Origin of the sequence: Photobacterium marinum (assembly GCF_000331515.1) — a bacterium.
Lineage (GTDB): Bacteria > Pseudomonadota > Gammaproteobacteria > Enterobacterales > Vibrionaceae > Photobacterium > Photobacterium marinum.
Genome location: NZ_AMZO01000019.1, coordinates 64148 through 81500 on the forward strand (window position 1 = coordinate 64148; position 17353 = coordinate 81500).

Annotated in this window: 16 protein-coding genes; 15 read left to right on the forward strand and 1 reads right to left on the reverse strand. The window is 49.3% G+C overall.

All coding sequences use genetic code 11. From position 1 onward, the window contains the following. The first annotated feature begins 77 nt into the window (after positions 1–77). From eno to rpoS, 9 genes are all read left to right on the forward strand, one after another. Entirely contained in the window at positions 78–1379 is a 1302-nt protein-coding gene (gene eno, locus C942_RS12825; RefSeq protein WP_007466388.1) for a phosphopyruvate hydratase, read from the forward strand. Between the two features lie 285 nt (positions 1380–1664). After that, positions 1665–1937, forward strand: coding sequence for a cell division protein FtsB (ftsB, locus tag C942_RS12830; RefSeq protein WP_007466389.1), 273 nt, complete (start codon positions 1665–1667; stop codon positions 1935–1937). Between the two features lie 81 nt (positions 1938–2018). Continuing rightward, complete coding sequence (ispD, locus tag C942_RS12835) at positions 2019–2717, forward strand: 2-C-methyl-D-erythritol 4-phosphate cytidylyltransferase (protein ID WP_007466390.1); 699 nt, start codon at positions 2019–2021, stop codon at positions 2715–2717. Further along, positions 2717–3190 carry a 2-C-methyl-D-erythritol 2,4-cyclodiphosphate synthase gene (gene ispF, locus C942_RS12840; protein ID WP_007466391.1) on the forward strand — a complete coding sequence of 158 codons (474 nt, stop codon included), beginning with the start codon at positions 2717–2719 and terminating at the stop codon, positions 3188–3190. The genes ispD and ispF overlap by 1 nt, the downstream gene beginning before the upstream one ends. Before the next feature lie 81 nt (positions 3191–3271). Beyond that, the gene (gene truD, locus C942_RS12845; protein ID WP_007466392.1) at positions 3272–4330 is read left to right on the forward strand and encodes a tRNA pseudouridine(13) synthase TruD; all 1059 of its coding nucleotides are present in this window, start codon (positions 3272–3274) and stop codon (positions 4328–4330) included. Continuing rightward, positions 4311–5060, forward strand: coding sequence for a 5'/3'-nucleotidase SurE (gene surE / locus C942_RS12850; RefSeq protein ID WP_007466393.1), 750 nt, complete (start codon positions 4311–4313; stop codon positions 5058–5060). The genes truD and surE overlap by 20 nt, the downstream gene beginning before the upstream one ends. 2 nt (positions 5061–5062) lie before the next feature. Continuing rightward, entirely contained in the window at positions 5063–5692 is a 630-nt protein-coding gene (locus C942_RS12855) for a protein-L-isoaspartate(D-aspartate) O-methyltransferase (protein ID WP_007466394.1), read from the forward strand. 6 nt (positions 5693–5698) lie between these two features. After that, positions 5699–6619 (forward strand): peptidoglycan DD-metalloendopeptidase family protein, encoded by a 921-nt coding sequence (locus C942_RS12860; RefSeq protein WP_007466395.1) that lies wholly within the window; start codon positions 5699–5701, stop codon positions 6617–6619. Between the two features lie 56 nt (positions 6620–6675). Further along, on the forward strand, positions 6676–7671 hold the full coding sequence (gene rpoS / locus C942_RS12865) for an RNA polymerase sigma factor RpoS (RefSeq protein WP_007466396.1): 996 nt from the start codon (positions 6676–6678) through the stop codon (positions 7669–7671). A gap of 115 nt (positions 7672–7786) precedes the next feature. Here rpoS and mutS read toward each other — a convergent pair whose 3' ends face one another. After that, positions 7787–10324, reverse strand: coding sequence for a DNA mismatch repair protein MutS (mutS, locus tag C942_RS12870; protein WP_408633478.1), 2538 nt, complete (start codon positions 10322–10324; stop codon positions 7787–7789). Between the two features lie 214 nt (positions 10325–10538). Here mutS and pncC point away from each other — a divergent pair, with 214 nt between their 5' ends. The 6 genes from pncC (at position 10539) to csrA (ending at position 17213) form a co-directional block, all read left to right on the forward strand. After that, positions 10539–11036: a nicotinamide-nucleotide amidase gene (pncC, locus tag C942_RS12875; protein WP_036800065.1), complete on the forward strand. Its 498-nt coding sequence runs from the start codon at positions 10539–10541 to the stop codon at positions 11034–11036. A gap of 141 nt (positions 11037–11177) precedes the next feature. Continuing rightward, positions 11178–12230 carry a recombinase RecA gene (gene recA, locus C942_RS12880; protein ID WP_007466399.1) on the forward strand — a complete coding sequence of 351 codons (1053 nt, stop codon included), beginning with the start codon at positions 11178–11180 and terminating at the stop codon, positions 12228–12230. Positions 12231–12346: 116 nt separating this feature from the next. Next, complete coding sequence (gene recX, locus C942_RS12885; protein WP_007466400.1) at positions 12347–12808, forward strand: recombination regulator RecX; 462 nt, start codon at positions 12347–12349, stop codon at positions 12806–12808. Between the two features lie 287 nt (positions 12809–13095). Further along, a complete protein-coding gene (gene alaS / locus C942_RS12890; RefSeq protein ID WP_007466401.1) occupies positions 13096–15720 on the forward strand; it encodes an alanine--tRNA ligase in 2625 nt (874 codons plus the stop codon). A gap of 17 nt (positions 15721–15737) precedes the next feature. Beyond that, positions 15738–16916 carry an aspartate kinase gene (locus tag C942_RS12895; RefSeq protein ID WP_007466402.1) on the forward strand — a complete coding sequence of 393 codons (1179 nt, stop codon included), beginning with the start codon at positions 15738–15740 and terminating at the stop codon, positions 16914–16916. Between the two features lie 99 nt (positions 16917–17015). Further along, the gene (gene csrA / locus C942_RS12900; RefSeq protein WP_036800069.1) at positions 17016–17213 is read left to right on the forward strand and encodes a carbon storage regulator CsrA; all 198 of its coding nucleotides are present in this window, start codon (positions 17016–17018) and stop codon (positions 17211–17213) included. The last annotated feature ends 140 nt before the right edge of the window (positions 17214–17353 follow it).

Below are 17353 nucleotides of genomic sequence, written 5' to 3' on the forward strand. Positions count from 1 at the left end.
TTACGGATAGCTGTAGCGGTTATGGCTGCAGCTATTTTTTTAGCTTTTAATTTGAAGATAAAGCAAGAGGAAACACAATGTCTAAGATCGTTAAAGTTCTAGGTCGTGAAATTATCGATTCTCGTGGTAACCCAACTGTTGAAGCGGAAGTTCACCTAGAAGGCGGTTTCGTAGGTATGGCAGCTGCGCCATCTGGTGCATCTACTGGTTCTCGTGAAGCTCTTGAGCTACGCGACGGTGACAAGTCTCGTTTCCTAGGTAAAGGTGTTCTTAAAGCTGTTGAAGCTGTGAACGGCCCAATCGCTGAAGCTCTAGTAGGTAAAGACGCTAAAGCTCAAGCTGACATCGATCAGATCATGATCGACCTAGACGGCACTGAGAACAAGTCTAACTTCGGTGCAAACGCAATCCTAGCAGTATCTCTAGCGAACGCTAAAGCTGCTGCTGCTGCTAAAGGCATGCCTCTATACGAGCACATCGCTGAGCTAAACGGTACTGCTGGTCAGTTCTCTATGCCTCTACCAATGATGAACATCATCAACGGTGGTGAGCACGCTGACAACAACGTTGACATCCAGGAATTCATGATCCAGCCAATCGGTGCAGCAACTCTTAAAGAAGCGCTACGCATCGGTGCTGAAGTATTCCACAACCTAGCTAAAGTTCTTAAAGGCAAAGGCCTGAACACTGCTGTAGGTGATGAAGGTGGTTTCGCTCCTAACCTAGAATCTAACGCTGCTGCTCTAGCTGCAATCAAGGAAGCTGTTGAGCTTGCTGGTTACGAGCTGGGCAAAGACGTAACTCTTGCTATGGACTGTGCTGCTTCTGAGTTCTACAACAAAGAAGAAGGCATCTACGACCTTAAAGGTGAAGGTAAGAAATTCACTTCTGAAGAATTCAACCACTACCTAGAAGGCCTAGTTGCTCAGTACCCAATCGTATCTATCGAAGACGGCCTGGACGAGTCTGACTGGGATGGTTTCGCACACCAGACTAAACTTCTTGGCGATAAGATTCAGCTAGTTGGTGACGATCTGTTCGTAACTAACACTAAGATCCTAGCTGAAGGTATCGAGAAAGGCGTAGCTAACTCAATCCTTATCAAGTTCAACCAGATCGGTTCTCTGACTGAAACTCTGGCTGCAATCAAGATGGCTAAAGACGCTGGTTACACTGCAGTTATCTCTCACCGTTCAGGTGAAACTGAAGATGCAACTATCGCTGACCTAGCTGTTGGTACTGCTGCTGGCCAGATCAAGACTGGTTCTATGAGCCGTTCTGACCGTGTTGCTAAGTACAACCAGCTGATCCGTATCGAAGAAGCACTAGGTGAGCGTGCTCCTTTCAACGGTCTGAAAGAAGTTAAAGGCCAAGCTTAATCGCTGACCTGACTTCTGGCTGACTTGTCAGCTTCAGAATATGAACCGCCTCTTTTGGAGGCGGTTTTTTTTTGCGTGCGCCGAACATCTAAATTTAAGGGGAAAACTTGCCCTGTCTGGTAATCGGAGCTAGTCACATTTATCGCTTTATGGGATTATTATCGTCTTGCAATTGATAAAGGGAGTGCATGAACCTTGCGTTCAGCAGGTTGTGCTTACCGTGTTTCCTTCGGGAACAGAATTGCTTGAAAACAGAAATAATTGTGTGAAAGAACGGGGATTTGCATGCGTTTGTTAACACTCGCACTGCTGGTTGTATTAAGCTGGCTCCAGTATGACTTCTGGCTAGGTAAGAATGGCATGATGGATTACATGGCAGTCAAAGAGAATGTGGCAATACAGCAGCAGGCTAATGCTGAGTTGTTACAGCGAAACCAGCAAATGTACGCAGAAATCCACGACCTGCACCGAGGCCAGGAAGCCGTTGAGGAGCGTGCCCGTAATGAGCTCGGCATGATAAAGCCGGGAGAAACCTTCTTTCGCATTGTCGGTGACTGAGCCTGTTTTTCCTTTGCTGTTATTAACTGGCAAGTGAGAATCGATGGCTACTGCTATAAACGTTGAATGAATACCTTACCAATGACAGATAAGATCACCGCAGTGGTACCGGCAGCCGGTGTCGGTAGCCGAATGGCGGCAGACCGTCCCAAGCAATACCTGCAAATAGCAGGTAAAACTATTTTAGAACATACGATCGATCGGCTTTTCAGTCATCCGGCTGTTGAGCGGGTGATCATTGCTATTAGCAAAACCGACCCGTATTTTTCCGCGTTGCCGCTGGCAAATGATCCGCGTATTACCGTGGTTGACGGTGGAGCAGAGCGTGCTGACTCAGTCTTTGCCGGTCTGGCGGCGATTGAAAATGAAGATAGCTGGGTGCTGGTTCATGATGCAGCCCGCCCTTGTCTGCGTATAACCGATTTGGAAAAACTGATTTCGCAAGCGCAGCAAAGTGATTGTGGTGCGATCCTTGCGGCACCGGTACGCGACACTATGAAGCGCGGTAATGGCCAAAACGGCATTGCTGAAACCGTTGAACGTAATGATCTCTGGCATGCCTTGACGCCTCAGATGTTCAAGGTGAAGCAGTTGCGTGACTCTCTGCACCAGGCGTTGGAACAGGGGGCGGTGGTAACGGATGAGGCTTCAGCGCTTGAATTCTGCGGTTATGTGCCGCTGCTGGTAAAAGGCCGTGCCGATAACCTTAAAGTAACCCAGCCGGAAGATCTGGCTCTGGCCGAGTTTTATCTACAACAATTAACAAAGGAACAGCCATGATGCGAATCGGACACGGTTTTGATGTACACAAATTCGGTGGTGAAGGCCCGGTAATTATTGGTGGTGTGGCCATTCCATATGAGCAAGGACTGATTGCTCATTCCGACGGTGATGTGGCGCTGCATGCTGTTTGTGATGCCCTGCTCGGTGCTATTGGTGCCGGTGATATCGGTCGCCACTTCCCGGATACCGACGCCGAGTGGGAAGGTGCCGACAGTCGTTTCTTGTTGCGTGATGTCTATAGTAAAGTGAAGGCTAAAGGCTATCGTCTGGGTAACTTGGATGTCACTATCATTGCTCAGGCTCCGAAAATGGCACCTCATATTGATGCGATGTGCCAGGCTATTGCCGAGGATTTGGAAACTGATATTGAAAACATCAATGTCAAAGCGACTACCTCGGAACGACTGGGCTTTACCGGTCGTAAAGAAGGCATTGCCTGCGAGGCAGTGGTCCTTATCAATAAACAATAATGAATTTTTCCCGGTATCGCGAACTATGATCTGCGGTACTGGGTTTTGCAGTTTATATTGCTGCCAACATACGGTGTATCTATGTCTGATGTAATGGACAACTTTAACTGGTTATACGGTAAACCAGAGTGCCAGGGGCGAATCAAAGTTCAGCCTGAACATTTTGTCGTTAACGAAAATTTGGGTTTTGATTTTGCCGGTACTGGCGAGCATTTTATGGTGAAAATCCGTAAAACGGGTGAAAACACCAAATATGTCGTTAATGAGCTGGCTAAAGCGTGTGGGGTGAAATCCCGCGATGTGAGCTGGGCTGGCCTTAAAGACCGCCATGCGGTGACCGAGCAGTGGCTGAGCGTACACCTGCCGGGTAAACCGGATCCGGATCTGACTCAGTTTGTTGCGGAACATCCCGGTGTCGAAGTGCTGGAAACTGCGCGCCACGACAAGAAATTGCGTCCGGGTGATCTTATCGGCAACTGGTTCCAGCTGCGCCTGACCGAACTGGATAAGCCGCAAGATGTTATTGACCGCTTGGAGCAAATCAAGCTGCAGGGTGTGCCTAACTATTTCGGTGAGCAGCGTTTTGGCCACCATGGAAACAATGTAGTGAAAGCCCGTGCCTGGGGTAATGATGAGTTTCGGGTTAGAGACAAGAGCAAGCGTAGTTTCTATCTGTCTGCTGCACGTTCCTGGTTGTTTAACATGGTGTTGTCATCCCGTATCGAACAGGGGCTGGTAAATACTGTGATGGCTGGTGACTGGTTGTTAGGTGAGAGTGAGCATTGTGTTGCCGAGTCTGTGACGCCGGAGCTTGAAGCGAAAGTAACCTGTGGTGAGCTGGCTATTACTGCTCCGATGATGGGTGATAACGCACTGCCGACAACAGCTGAGGCCGAAGCAATGGAAATGGCAGTTGTTGAGCAGGAACCTCTGCTGCTGAAACTGATTCGCGATAACCGGATGCGTCATGAGCGCCGTTCTTTACTGCTAAAACCACAGCAGATGGAATGGTTGCAGGATGGTGATGATGTCGTGGTATCTTTTGCCTTGCCGGCAGGTTGCTTTGCAACGGCGGTTGTACGTGAATTAATGATTGAGCGTGAGCTAGAGGATGGCGACCATGCGAATTTTGATCAGTAATGACGACGGTATTTTTGCCGAAGGGATAAACACGCTGGCTGTGGCATTGGCAGAGATTGCCGAAGTTATAGTTGTTGCACCGGACCGTAATCGCTCCGGTGCTTCGAACTCTCTGACACTGGATTATCCGTTGCGTATTCGTGAGGAAGGGAATCATCGGATTTCAGTGGAAGGTACGCCAACGGATTGTGTCCATTTTGCCCTGAATGAATGGCTGGATTACCGTCCGGACATTGTTATTGCTGGTATCAACCATGGTGCTAACCTTGGTGATGATGTGTTGTATTCTGGTACAGTAGCGGCGGCGACAGAAGGACATTTTCTCGGCGTACCGGCGATTGCGGTATCATTGGTAGGTTCAAAGCATTTTGATACGGCAGCGCAGGTTATCCGGGAGGTGGTTGAGCAACTGGCAGACAACCCGCTTCCAACCAACAAGTTATTGAATATCAATGTTCCGGATTTACCTTACTCTGAGCTGCAGCAGTGGCAGGTTACCCGCCTTGGTGCCCGCCACCGGGCTGAGAAAATGGAGAAGGCGACAGATCCCCGGGGTAAAACGATATACTGGTTGGGTCCTCCTGGCGCATGTCAGGATGCTGGGCCGGGAACAGATTTTTATGCAATAGAGCATAACCATGTTTCAATAACCCCATTGCAGGTTGATCTGACCGCACATGATGCCATGGGTGGTGTTGAGCAGTGGGTTAAACAAATGGAGACAGAATAAGGATGCGTTATGCGGAAGAACGGCATCGCTTAGTAACTTTCTTACATCAGTTGGGTATTCGCGACGAAAAAGTATTACAAGCGATGTTAGCGGTACCCCGAGAACTGTTTATTGATGAGGCCTTATCTCATAAGGCATATGAAAATAATGCTTTGCCGATTGGCAGCGGGCAGACGATCTCGCAGCCTTACATCGTAGCTAAAATGACGGAGCTGCTTGAGCTGCGCCCTGAATCACGAGTGCTGGAAGTTGGTACCGGTTCTGGTTACCAGACAGCGGTGCTGGCTCATATTGTCGATCATGTTTTCTCAGTGGAGCGGATTAAAACATTGCAGTGGCAGGCTAAACGCCGCCTCAAGCAACTTGATTTGCATAATATCTCCACCAAGCATGGTGACGGTTGGCAGGGATGGGCAAGCAAAGCGCCGTTTGATGCCATTATCGTGACAGCAGCAGCAGGAGAAATTCCTTCTGAACTGCTTGCTCAGCTGGCTGACGGTGGTCGTTTGATTATTCCTGTCGGAGAGGAGTATCAGGTGCTGAAATGCATTGTGCGTAATGGTGATCAGTATTTATCCCAGGATATTGAAGCTGTGCGTTTTGTCCCTCTGGTGGCAGGAGAGCTGGCGTAAATCCCGATGAGTGTGGTGGTGAGAAAAGCGTTAAGACGAATGACAGCAGTAGCGGTATGTCTGTTGCTGTCGGCTTGTTCCAGCCACACTCCGGCACCGGTAACCAGTGTCGGTAAAGACTATGACAGCATCAAGCGGGGCAGTTATCGCGGTAGCTACTATGAGGTACAGAAAGGCGACACCCTGTACTTTATTTCATATGTAACGGGTCGCGATATCAAAGATATCGTCGCGGCTAACAAACTTTCTCACCCTTACACGATCTTTCCGGGACAAAAACTTCAGTTGTGGAAGCCGAAGTATATTGCGCCTGCCTATGGTAAAGCCGGAACGGTGCCAATTGTTAAACCCCCAGTAAAAACAGTTGTTAAGGCAAACCCGCCAAAAGCAGTTCCGAAACCGGTCCCGAAACCCAAACCCAAAGCCAAGCCGAAACCGGCTAAGCCTGTGCAAAAAACAGCCAAGAAAAGTGTTGATCCAAAACGCACAAAAGAGTACGCTCAAAACACAAAAAGTAACAAGCCTGTTACAAAAAAGACGTATAGTGCTAACAGTAAGGTCTCCGGCTGGACATGGCCAACAAAGGGACGGATCATCGCTAAATTCTCCAGTGCAGAAAACGGTAACAAAGGGATCGATATTGCCGGTCGAAGAGGACAAACCGTAAATGCATCTGCGGGAGGGGTGGTCGTCTATGCAGGAAATGCGTTACGTGGTTATGGGAACCTTGTGATTATTAAGCATAGCGAAGATTATCTCAGCGCTTATGCTCACAACGAAAAAGTATTGGTAAAAGAACAGCAGACGGTGAAAGCGGGGCAGAAAATTGCGTCAATGGGAAGCTCCGGCACCAGTAGCGTACGTCTGCATTTTGAGATCCGTTACAAAGGCAAGTCTGTGAATCCATTACGGTATTTGCCGAAATAGACAACATGGCATAGTGAAGTTGTAATGTCTTGCTAACTCGCCATCTGGGAGGCGCTATGAGTAGAAGCAATACTGCTACAGACATAGAAAACTTTGATTTTGATGAAGATATGGAAGTTGACTCGGCAGAGATCGAGAACAATGCCGCTTCTTCTGAAGAAACCAGTAGTAATGATGATGTCGATATGTCGCAATACGGAGCAACACAGAAAGCTCTGGATGCGACACAGCTTTACCTCGGGGAGATTGGTTTTTCTCCACTTCTTACAGCGGAAGAGGAAGTCCTGTATGCCCGCCGTGCTTTGCGTGGTGACGAAGTTGCCCGCAAGCGTATGATCGAAAGTAACCTGCGTCTGGTAGTAAAAATTTCCCGTCGTTACAGTAATCGTGGACTGGCTCTGTTGGATCTGGTTGAGGAAGGTAATCTTGGTCTGATTCGCGCCGTCGAAAAGTTTGATCCTGAACGCGGCTTTCGTTTTTCTACTTACGCAACCTGGTGGATCCGTCAGACTATTGAACGGGCCATCATGAACCAAACCCGCACAATCCGCCTGCCAATCCATGTCGTTAAAGAGTTGAATGTCTATCTGAGGACTGCACGTGAACTGGCTCAGAAGTTGGATCATGAACCAACTGCTGAAGATATTGCCCTGAAACTCGATAAATCCGTTGAAGACGTTAACCGTATGCTGCGCCTGAATGAGCGTGTCGGCTCAGTGGATAACCCGATTGGGGGCGATTCGGAAAAGGCGTTGCTGGATATTATTCCGGATGAAAAGAGTGGAGGGCCGGAAACCTCAACTCAGGATGATGACATCAAGACATCAATTGTCACCTGGCTTCAGGAACTCAATCCGAAACAGCGTGAAGTACTGGCGCGCCGTTTTGGCTTATTGGGCTATGAAGCTTCGACACTGGAAGATGTCGGACGTGAAATTGGCCTGACTCGTGAACGTGTACGTCAGATCCAGGTGGAAGGGCTACGCCGTTTGCGCGATATGCTGACCCATCAGGGGCTGAATATAGAGTCTCTGTTTAATCAGGATATGTAGACAAAACCTGTAAGCTGATAACTGTTGAGCAACACACCTGTTTCCGGCTTACAGAGCGACAGAATAAAAAAGGACGCGTCATGCGTCCTTTTCTCGTTCCGGTGTTTTACTCCTATTACAGGAGTGCTTTCAGGCGGTATAGCTCTTCCAGAGCCTGACGTGGAGTCATATCGTCAGGGTTGATATTCGCTAATGCCTCTTCCACTTCACTTGGCTCAGGGATCAGACTCAGCTGTTGTTCGGCTTTCGGTACTACGCTGGCAGGTGTTGTTGCCTGCTGGTGGCCGCTGGCCTCTAGCTGTTGAAGCTTGAGCTTAGCGCGCTTGATCACTGACTTTGGTACACCAGCCAGGCTGGCTACCGCCAGGCCGTAAGACTTGCTGGCTGCACCTTCCTGAACGGCGTGCATAAAGGCAATTTCATCACCGTGCTCTACAGCATCCAGGTGAACGTTAGCCAGGCCATCGATTAATGACGGCAGTTCAGTCAGCTCGAAATAGTGAGTGGCAAACAGGGTCATGGCTGCAATTTTCTCTGCCAGCCATTCAGCACTTGCCCAGGCCAGAGACAGGCCGTCATAGGTACTCGTACCGCGTCCGATCTCATCCATCAGCACCAGGCTGTTTTCTGTAGCGTTGTGCAGGATGTTCGCTGTTTCGGTCATTTCCACCATGAAGGTTGAACGCCCGGAAGCCAGATCATCTGAAGCACCGATACGGGTAAAGATGCGATCCAATGGGCCGATCTTCACAGAGTCTGCCGGGACAAAAGAGCCGACATGGGCCATTAGGGCAATTAGTGCGGTTTGACGCATATAGGTCGATTTACCACCCATGTTCGGGCCAGTGATCACCAACATACGACGATCTTTGTGTAGGGAGATCGGGTTGGCGATGAACGGCTCGCTTAGTACCTGCTCAACAACCGGGTGACGGCCGGCACTGATTTCGATACCAGCTTCAGGCGTCAGCTCAGGGCGGCAGTAGTTCAGGGTATCAGCGCGCTCGGCTAGGTTCGCTAGTACATCAAGTTCTGACAGTGCTGCCGCGATATTCTGTAGCTGCTCAAGGTGCGGTAGCAGTTGGTCGAACAGCTCATCCCAAAGCTTTTTCTCCAGAGCCAGAGCTTTAGATTTGGAGTTCAGCACTTTGTCTTCGTGCTCTTTCAGCTCAGGGATAATGTAACGCTCGGCGTTTTTCAGGGTCTGGCGGCGAACGTAGTGGCTCGGAACAAGATGGCTCTGACCGCGACTGACCTGGATATAGAAACCGTGAACCTGATTAAAGCCGACTTTCAGGGTGTCGATATCATGGCGTTCACGCTCGCGTTCTTCCAGCTCTTCCAAGTAGCGGGTCGCACCATCGGCTAGATCGCGCCACTCATCCAGCTCGGCATTGTAACCCGGAGCCAGAACACCGCCGTCTCGGATAACGACCGGCGGGTTTTCGATAATTGCGCGCTCCAGTAGCTCGCAGATATCGTCCATCGGAGCTGCAAACTGTCCCAGCTCATGAATGCGTGGCTGGTTGAATTCAGTCAGTAGTTCCGCCAATTCAGGCAGGTGTTGCAGGGCGGTACGCATTCGGGCCAAGTCACGTGGACGGGCTGAGCGCAAAGCCAGGCGGGCCAGGATACGTTCCAGGTCCCCCATGTTACGCAGTACACCGGCCACATCGACAAACATACCGGTATCTTTGAATGCTGCAATGGCATCAAGTCGGTTGTTCAGTTGTTTGGCGTCACGGATTGGTTGATGCAGCCAACGCTTGAGCAGGCGGCTGCCCATTGGTGTTGCCGTGTAGTCCAGCACCGATGCCAGCGTGTTATCAAAACCGCCGGCAAGGTTCTGGGTTAGTTCCAGGTTACGACGGGTTGCCGCATCCAGGATCACTGCATCATCTTTGCTGTCTTTGGTGATTGCACGAATATGCGGCAGGGCAGTACGCTGGGTATCTTTTACGTATTGCAGCAAGCAGCCAGCGGCACACAGGCCGCGTTCGGCATTTTCAACGCCGAAACCGACTAGATCACGGGTGCCGAACTGCATGGTCAGCTGCTGGCGAGCAGTCTCTAGGTCAAATTCCCATACCGGGCGGCGACGGGTACCGTTAAACGGTTGAACCAGACCCGGTAGGGCAAAATCTTCCGGATACAGTAGTTCCGCCGGGCTGGTACGCTGTAGCTCAGCCTGCATAGCTTCTTCGGTTTCCGGCTCAGTCAGCATAAAGCGGCCTGAAGTGATATCCAGAGTCGCGTAACCAAAGCCGTTATTGTTCTGATAAATGGCAGCGATCAGGTTGTCATGACGCTCATTAAGCAGCGCCTCATCACTGACAGTACCAGGCGTGACAATACGCACGACTTTTCGCTCAACCGGACCTTTGCTGGTGGCCGGATCGCCAACCTGTTCACAGATGGCGACTGAAACCCCCTGTTGAACTAACTTGGCCAGGTAACCCTCAACGGCATGGTACGGTACCCCGGCCATCGGGATTGGCTGACCGTTGGAAGAGCCGCGTTTAGTCAGGGAGATATCCAGTAACTGAGAGGCATTTTTTGCATCATCATAAAATAGCTCGTAGAAGTCGCCCATCCGGTAGAACAGAAGAACATCAGGATTTTCAGCCTTGATTTTCAAATACTGTTGCATCATGGGGGTGTGCTTTTCTAAACCTTTCACTGTCACGATATCGCCTGCTTGCTTGTTCCGATTGGTATAAAACCGGTTAAATTTCCGGAGGCTTAGGATACGTGAATCGGGCAGGTCGGCAAAGGGGCAATTGTGTTTTTTACCATCTGTTGGTGTAGGTATTGAGTTGCCGAACTCTGGAGGTCGGAGTAAGGTAGCAACAGCAAAAATAAACGGCATGAAGGACGTTAAGTTGATGCAATTAGCACAAGTGTTGGGGGAAGCGCTTTCCCTTCAGGGATGGGTTGCGACTACTGCTGAATCTTGTACTGGTGGCGGGGTTTCAGCGGCCATCACCGATATCGCGGGTAGTTCCGGCTGGTTTGACCGGGCGTTTATTACTTACAGCAATGAAGCCAAACAGCAGATGCTGGGGGTTTCTGCGCTCACGCTCGAACAGCATGGAGCTGTCAGCGAAGAGGTTGTCAGGGAAATGGCCGTTGGAGCGCTGAAGCATTCGCTGGCTGACATTAGTGTCGCGATTAGCGGCATTGCCGGACCGGGTGGTGGAACTGAAGCTAAGCCGGTCGGTATGGTCTGCTTTGCCTGGGCAGATAAGCAAGGTTGGATGCAGGTCGAGACCTGTTTTTTTGATGGTGATCGCAATGCGGTAAGACAACAGGCCATTGAAAAATCACTCTCTGGTATGTTGCAGCGCCTGCGACAATTGGGCTGAGCAAAGATTGCCCGTTGCTGAGGTATAAAAGGAACAAAAAAATTTTCATACAGTGCTAGACACTGTATGAATAGACAGTATACTAAGCTTCATACACAGATAACCTTCGTTATTAATTTTAAGCATCCGTTGGAGAGTCGAATGGACGACAACAAACAGAAGGCTCTTGCCGCAGCGTTAGGCCAGATTGAAAAGCAGTTCGGTAAAGGTTCCATCATGAAGTTGGGCGACAACCGTACTATGGATATTGAAACCGTATCAACGGGCTCCCTGTCGCTTGATATCGCACTTGGCGCCGGTGGTTTACCAATGGGTCGTATCGTTGAAATCTATGGCCCTGAATCATCAGGTAAAACGACACTGACGCTTGAAGTTATCGCGGCCGCTCAGAAGCAGGGTAAGACATGTGCATTTATCGATGCCGAGCACGCTCTTGACCCAATCTATGCTCAGAAGCTGGGGGTTGATATCGACAACCTACTGGTATCTCAGCCGGATACAGGTGAGCAGGCGCTGGAAATTGCCGATGCGCTGGCTCGTTCTGGTGCTGTCGACATTATGGTGGTTGACTCCGTTGCCGCCCTGACGCCGAAAGCGGAAATTGAAGGTGAAATGGGTGACAGCCACATGGGTCTGCAGGCGCGTATGCTTTCACAGGCGATGCGTAAGATCACCGGTAACCTGAAAGCATCTAATTGTATGTGTATCTTCATCAACCAGATCCGTATGAAGATTGGTGTGATGTTCGGTAACCCAGAAACCACAACTGGTGGTAACGCACTTAAGTTCTACGCTTCTGTTCGTCTTGATATCCGCCGTACAGGTGCAATCAAAGATGGCGATGAAGTGGTGGGTAACGAAACCCGTATTAAGGTTGTGAAGAATAAGGTTGCAGCACCGTTCAAACAGGCTGAAACGCAAATCCTTTACGGTCAGGGCTTTAACCGTCTAGGTGAGCTGGTTGATCTGGGTGTGAAGCACAAGATGGTAGAAAAAGCCGGTGCATGGTACAGCTACCAGGGCGATAAGATCGGCCAGGGTAAAGCGAATGCTTGTAAGTACCTGGGCGAGCACTCTGAAATAGCTGAAGAGCTGGAGAAGAAACTGCGTGAGCTGCTTTTGTCACCAACGACAGCTCCTGCTGCTGAAGAGGCTGTCGAAGCTGCGGATGCAGAAGAAGATCAGGCGTTTTAATTCGCTTCCGGACTTCCTGAACTGAAGAATAATACTGCCTTGCTTTCGGGCAAGGCAGCTGAACGGGCCCGGTACCAGAGTGTACCAGGCCCGTTTTGTATATCGAGGTACAACTTATGAGAAAGCAAGCGCCGAAGCAAAGCGCCAAAGAGGCGGCGATTGGTTACCTGTCACGGCGAGATCATGCAGAAAAAGAGCTGTTCAAGAAGCTGAAAGCGCGAGGCTACAGTGAGCAGGATGTATCAGAAGCCATTGCTTTCTGTCAGGATTATAACTGGCTGGATGATGCCCGATTTGCCGCTATGTTGATGCGAAACGGGGTTGCCAAAGGTTGGGGAGCACTCAGGATCCGACAGGAAATGAAGATGAAAGGGATCCATGACACAGTTGTCAGCCAAACAATGGAAGAGACAGAAATCGACTGGTTTGAGCAAGCCCGTGCTGTTGCTTTACGAAAATTTGGCAACAGCGAGATGGACACACCGAAAGAAAAAGCCCGCCGTTTTCGTTTCATGCAGTACCGTGGTTTTGACTTTGAACAAATCAAGTATGCGTTGAATGCGGAAGACGAATATTGAAAAACTGAGTTTTTATACGACAGTGATGTGCTGGTTTTCTGACCACAGAGCTGTCATCAGCCTGCTTACGCACTGAACGAAAATACAAATTGCGTTAATTTTTAACATAACATTTCCCGTATCCCCCGCCGTTGTTTTACAATAGTCCCCAAAGACTTTATTTTGTTCGTTTAAACCTATTGCCATACGAGCCGGCAAAGACGCTAAGCTCCTAAGGGAATAGGGCATCTTATCGCCTCAGGGCGATATTTTTGGTTTTATAAAAAGCAATTATTCAGGATTTGCCAATGTACATGAGCACTGATGAGATTCGCCGTGCGTATCTTGCGTTTTTTGAGAGCAAAGGTCACCAGATCGTAGAAAGCTCTTCTCTTGTACCTGCTAACGACCCAACACTGTTGTTTACTAACGCAGGTATGAACCAATTTAAAGATACATTTTTAGGTCTGGAAAAGCGCAGCTACACTCGAGCGACAACGGCTCAGCGCTGTGTACGTGCGGGTGGTAAGCACAATGACCTTGAAAACGTAGGCTTCACAGCCCGTCACCACACATTCTTTGAGATGCTGGGTAACTTCAGTTTCGGTGACTACTTCAAACACGATGCTATCAACTACGCATGGGAATTCCTAACAGACGTACTGAAGCTTCCTCAGGACCGCCTGCTAGTAACCGTGTATGAGACAGATGACGAAGCATTCGATATCTGGAACAAAGAAGTAGGTATTCCTGCTGACCGTATCGTACGTATCGGCGACAAGAAAGGCGGTAAACCTTATGAGTCAGATAACTTCTGGCAAATGGGTGACACTGGCCCTTGTGGTCCATGTACTGAAATTTTCTTTGATCACGGTGAGCATATCTGGGGTGGCCGCCCTGGTACTCCGGAAGAAGACGGTGACCGCTTCATCGAGATCTGGAACAACGTATTTATGCAATTCAACCGTCAGGCTGACGGTACGATGGAACCGCTACCTAAGCCGTCTGTGGATACTGGTATGGGTATCGAGCGTATTGCTGCGATCATGCAGGGCGTTCACTCAAACTATGAGATTGATATCTTCCAGACTCTGATTAAAGAAGCTGCTGCGGTTATCGGTTACGACGATCTGTCTAACCAGTCTCTACGCGTTGTTGCTGACCACATCCGTTCATGTGCATACCTGATTGTTGACGGTGTGATGCCATCAAACGAAGGCCGTGGTTATGTACTGCGCCGTATCATCCGTCGTGCAGTTCGCCACGGTAACAAGCTGGGTGCGAAAGGTGCTTTCTTCTACAAACTAGTAGGCCCTCTGGCTGAGATCATGGGTACTGCCGGTGTTGAACTGAAGAAGCAGCAGGAAATGGTTGAGAAAGTGCTGAAGATCGAAGAAGACAACTTCGGCCGTACGCTTGACCGCGGTATGACAATTCTGAACGAAGCGCTTGATAACCTTGACGGAAAAGTGCTTGACGGTGAAACCGTATTTAAACTTTACGATACTTACGGTTTCCCTGCTGATCTGACTAACGACGTTGCTCGTGAGCGCGGTTTCTCTATCGATGAAGAAGGCTTCAACGATGCAATGGAAGCTCAGCGCCAGCGTGCTCGTGAAGCGGGTCAGTTCGGTGTTGACTACAACGAAGCAATCAAAGTTGAAGCGGACACTGATTTCTGCGGCTACTCAGCAACAGAAGGCGAAGGCGACGTTGTTGCTCTGTTCCGTGACGGTGAGGCAGTTGACAGCATTAACGCCGGCGAAGAAGCGCTGGTCGTTCTGAACAACACTCCTTTCTACGCTGAGTCTGGCGGTCAGTGCGGTGACACTGGTGTAATGACTGCAGCAGGCGTGAAATTCGATGTAGCTGATACTCAGAAATTTGGTGCGGCTATTGGCCACAAAGGTTCGCTGGTTGAAGGTACCCTGAAAGTGGGCGATAAGCTGACGGCAACTGTTGATGCTGAGCGTCGCGCGTCTGTTAGCCTGAACCACTCGGCGACTCACCTGCTGCACGCTGCACTGCGTAACCTGCTGGGTGAGCACGTAGCTCAGAAAGGTTCCCTGGTTAAGCCTGACTCTCTGCGTTTTGACTTCTCTCACCTTGAAGCGGTGAAACCTGAAGAAATTCGCGAAGTTGAGCGTGTGGTGAACGACCAGATCCGCCTGAACCACTCAATCGAAACTAACATCATGGATATCGAATCAGCGAAAGCGAAAGGTGCTATGGCACTGTTCGGTGAGAAATATGATGATGAAGTTCGCGTATTGAGCATGGGTGAATTCTCTACCGAGCTTTGTGGTGGTATTCATGCCAAGAATACTGGTGATATCGGTCTGTTCAAGATCGTATCTGAAGGTGGTATCGCAGCAGGTATCCGTCGTATCGAAGCGGTAACCGGTTCGGCAGCTATTGAAGCGCTGCACGCCCAAGAAGCCCTGCTGGCAGAAACTGCAAGCCTGGTTAAATCTGATGCAGCTTCTGTTGCAACGAAAGTTAGCGCTCTGGTTGCTCATAGCAAGCAACTGGAAAAAGAAATCCAGCAACTGAAAGACAAGCTGGCTGCGCAGGAAAGTGCAGGCCTTATCAATCAGGCGCAAGAGATCAATGGCGTGAAAGTGCTGATCTCTAAACTTGACGGTGCAGACAACAAAGCACTACGTGGCATGGTTGATGAGCTGAAAAACCAACTGGGTAGCGGTATCGTTGTGCTGGGCAATGTCAGCGGTGACAAAGTTGGTTTGATTGCCGGTGTAACTAAAGATCTGATTGGCAAAGTGAAAGCCGGTGAACTGGTTAACATGGTAGCTCAGCAGGTTGGCGGTAAAGGCGGCGGTCGTCCGGACATGGCTCAAGCGGGTGGTACAGATGCAGCAGCTCTGCCTGCGGCACTTGAGTCCGTTACCCCTTGGTTGGCAGATAAACTGTAAGATACTGGAGAGGTGAAGTGGCACTATTAGTGCAGAAATTTGGTGGTACTTCGGTAGGTAGTATCGAGCGCATTGAAGCAGTCGCTGAACGTGTGATAAAGGCGCGTCAGCAAGGTCATCAAATAGTAGTGGTTGTTTCTGCCATGGCTGGTGAAACGAATCGCTTGCTTGGTTTGGCTAAACAGGTTGATGAAGTGCCGACCCGGCGTGAGCTGGATGTACTTTTATCAACGGGGGAGCAGGTAACTATCGCGTTGCTTGCTATGGCATTGAATAAACGTGGGTTTAATGCGACTTCCTTAACGGCAGATCAAGTTACTATCCGAACGGATAATGCATTTAATAATGCCAGCATCATTCAGGTAGAAACAGAAAATCTGACAACACTACTCGATCAGGGCAACATTGTTGTCGTGGCCGGGTTCCAGGGTCGTGATAGTGAAAATAATATTACGACCCTTGGCCGTGGTGGCTCTGACACCACGGCAGTTGCTATCGCCGGCGCACTGGATGCTGACGAATGCCAGATCTTTACTGATGTTGATGGTGTCTATACCACTGATCCGCGCTTAGTACCGGAAGCGCGTCGTCTTGATGTTGTTCATTTTGATGATATGACGTCGATGGCACGAAACGGTGCGAAAGTGCTACAATTACAGTCAGTTGAATATGCACAGCAACATCGTGTCCCTTTGAGGGTTCTTTCTTCATTTGAAGAAGGAGAGGGGACTCTGGTCAGTTTCGACAGCTCTGCTGTATCGGATATCGTAGGGATAGCAATTAAGAATCAGCAAACCCTGCTTGAAACTGACATGCCATTATCGGATTTACAGGCGCAGTTAAACCTGTTCGGGATAACTGGCTGGTGTTCGGTAGTGAATGCAGGTTCAACGCAGTTTGTTACAGCAAATGACGATTTAGCGCGACTTAAACTCGTGCTGGATAAAAAGATGCACCAGGTAGCCGCCGTTTCAACCCTGTCTGTTGTCGGGGATGATATGTCGGGTAAGGCCGATGTAATTTGTGCTGAACTGGCTGAGGCCGGTGTTCTGGTTCGTCAAAATAAACGGTCTTCTCGTTGTCTGACTTTATTGATTAATGAAGAAGATCATCAATTAGCTGTCAATATCGTCCACAAAAGGTTTGTGGTTGAGCCGGAAAGTCTGGATAATCGACCACTTCTCGCTGTTTCTTGAGCAGTGACCGTTTACGTTATTTATTATGGGTAGCGTAAATCTTTTTGGATAATGAACGTTAAACTCTTATAAAGCTGAGATTACTCAAGGAGCACCCAAATGCTAATTTTGACACGTCGCGTAGGTGAAACGCTAATGATCGGTGATGAAGTAACCGTGACTGTTCTGGGCGTTAAAGGTAACCAGGTTCGCATTGGTGTGAACGCGCCAAAAGAAGTATCTGTACACCGTGAAGAAATTTACATGCGCATTCAAGCGGAAAAAGAAACCGGTACTCAAGGTTCTGGTAACTACTAATTCGAAGAAGGTCGGCCGTTTTTGCTGACCTTTTTTGTGCCCTGAAATTCTGTGGCACAAACAATACCAAACTGAATATTTCTTGCTGATAGGTTAGATTCTTATCCAGTTTGGAATAATGCTCTTTTACGTCATTTTCT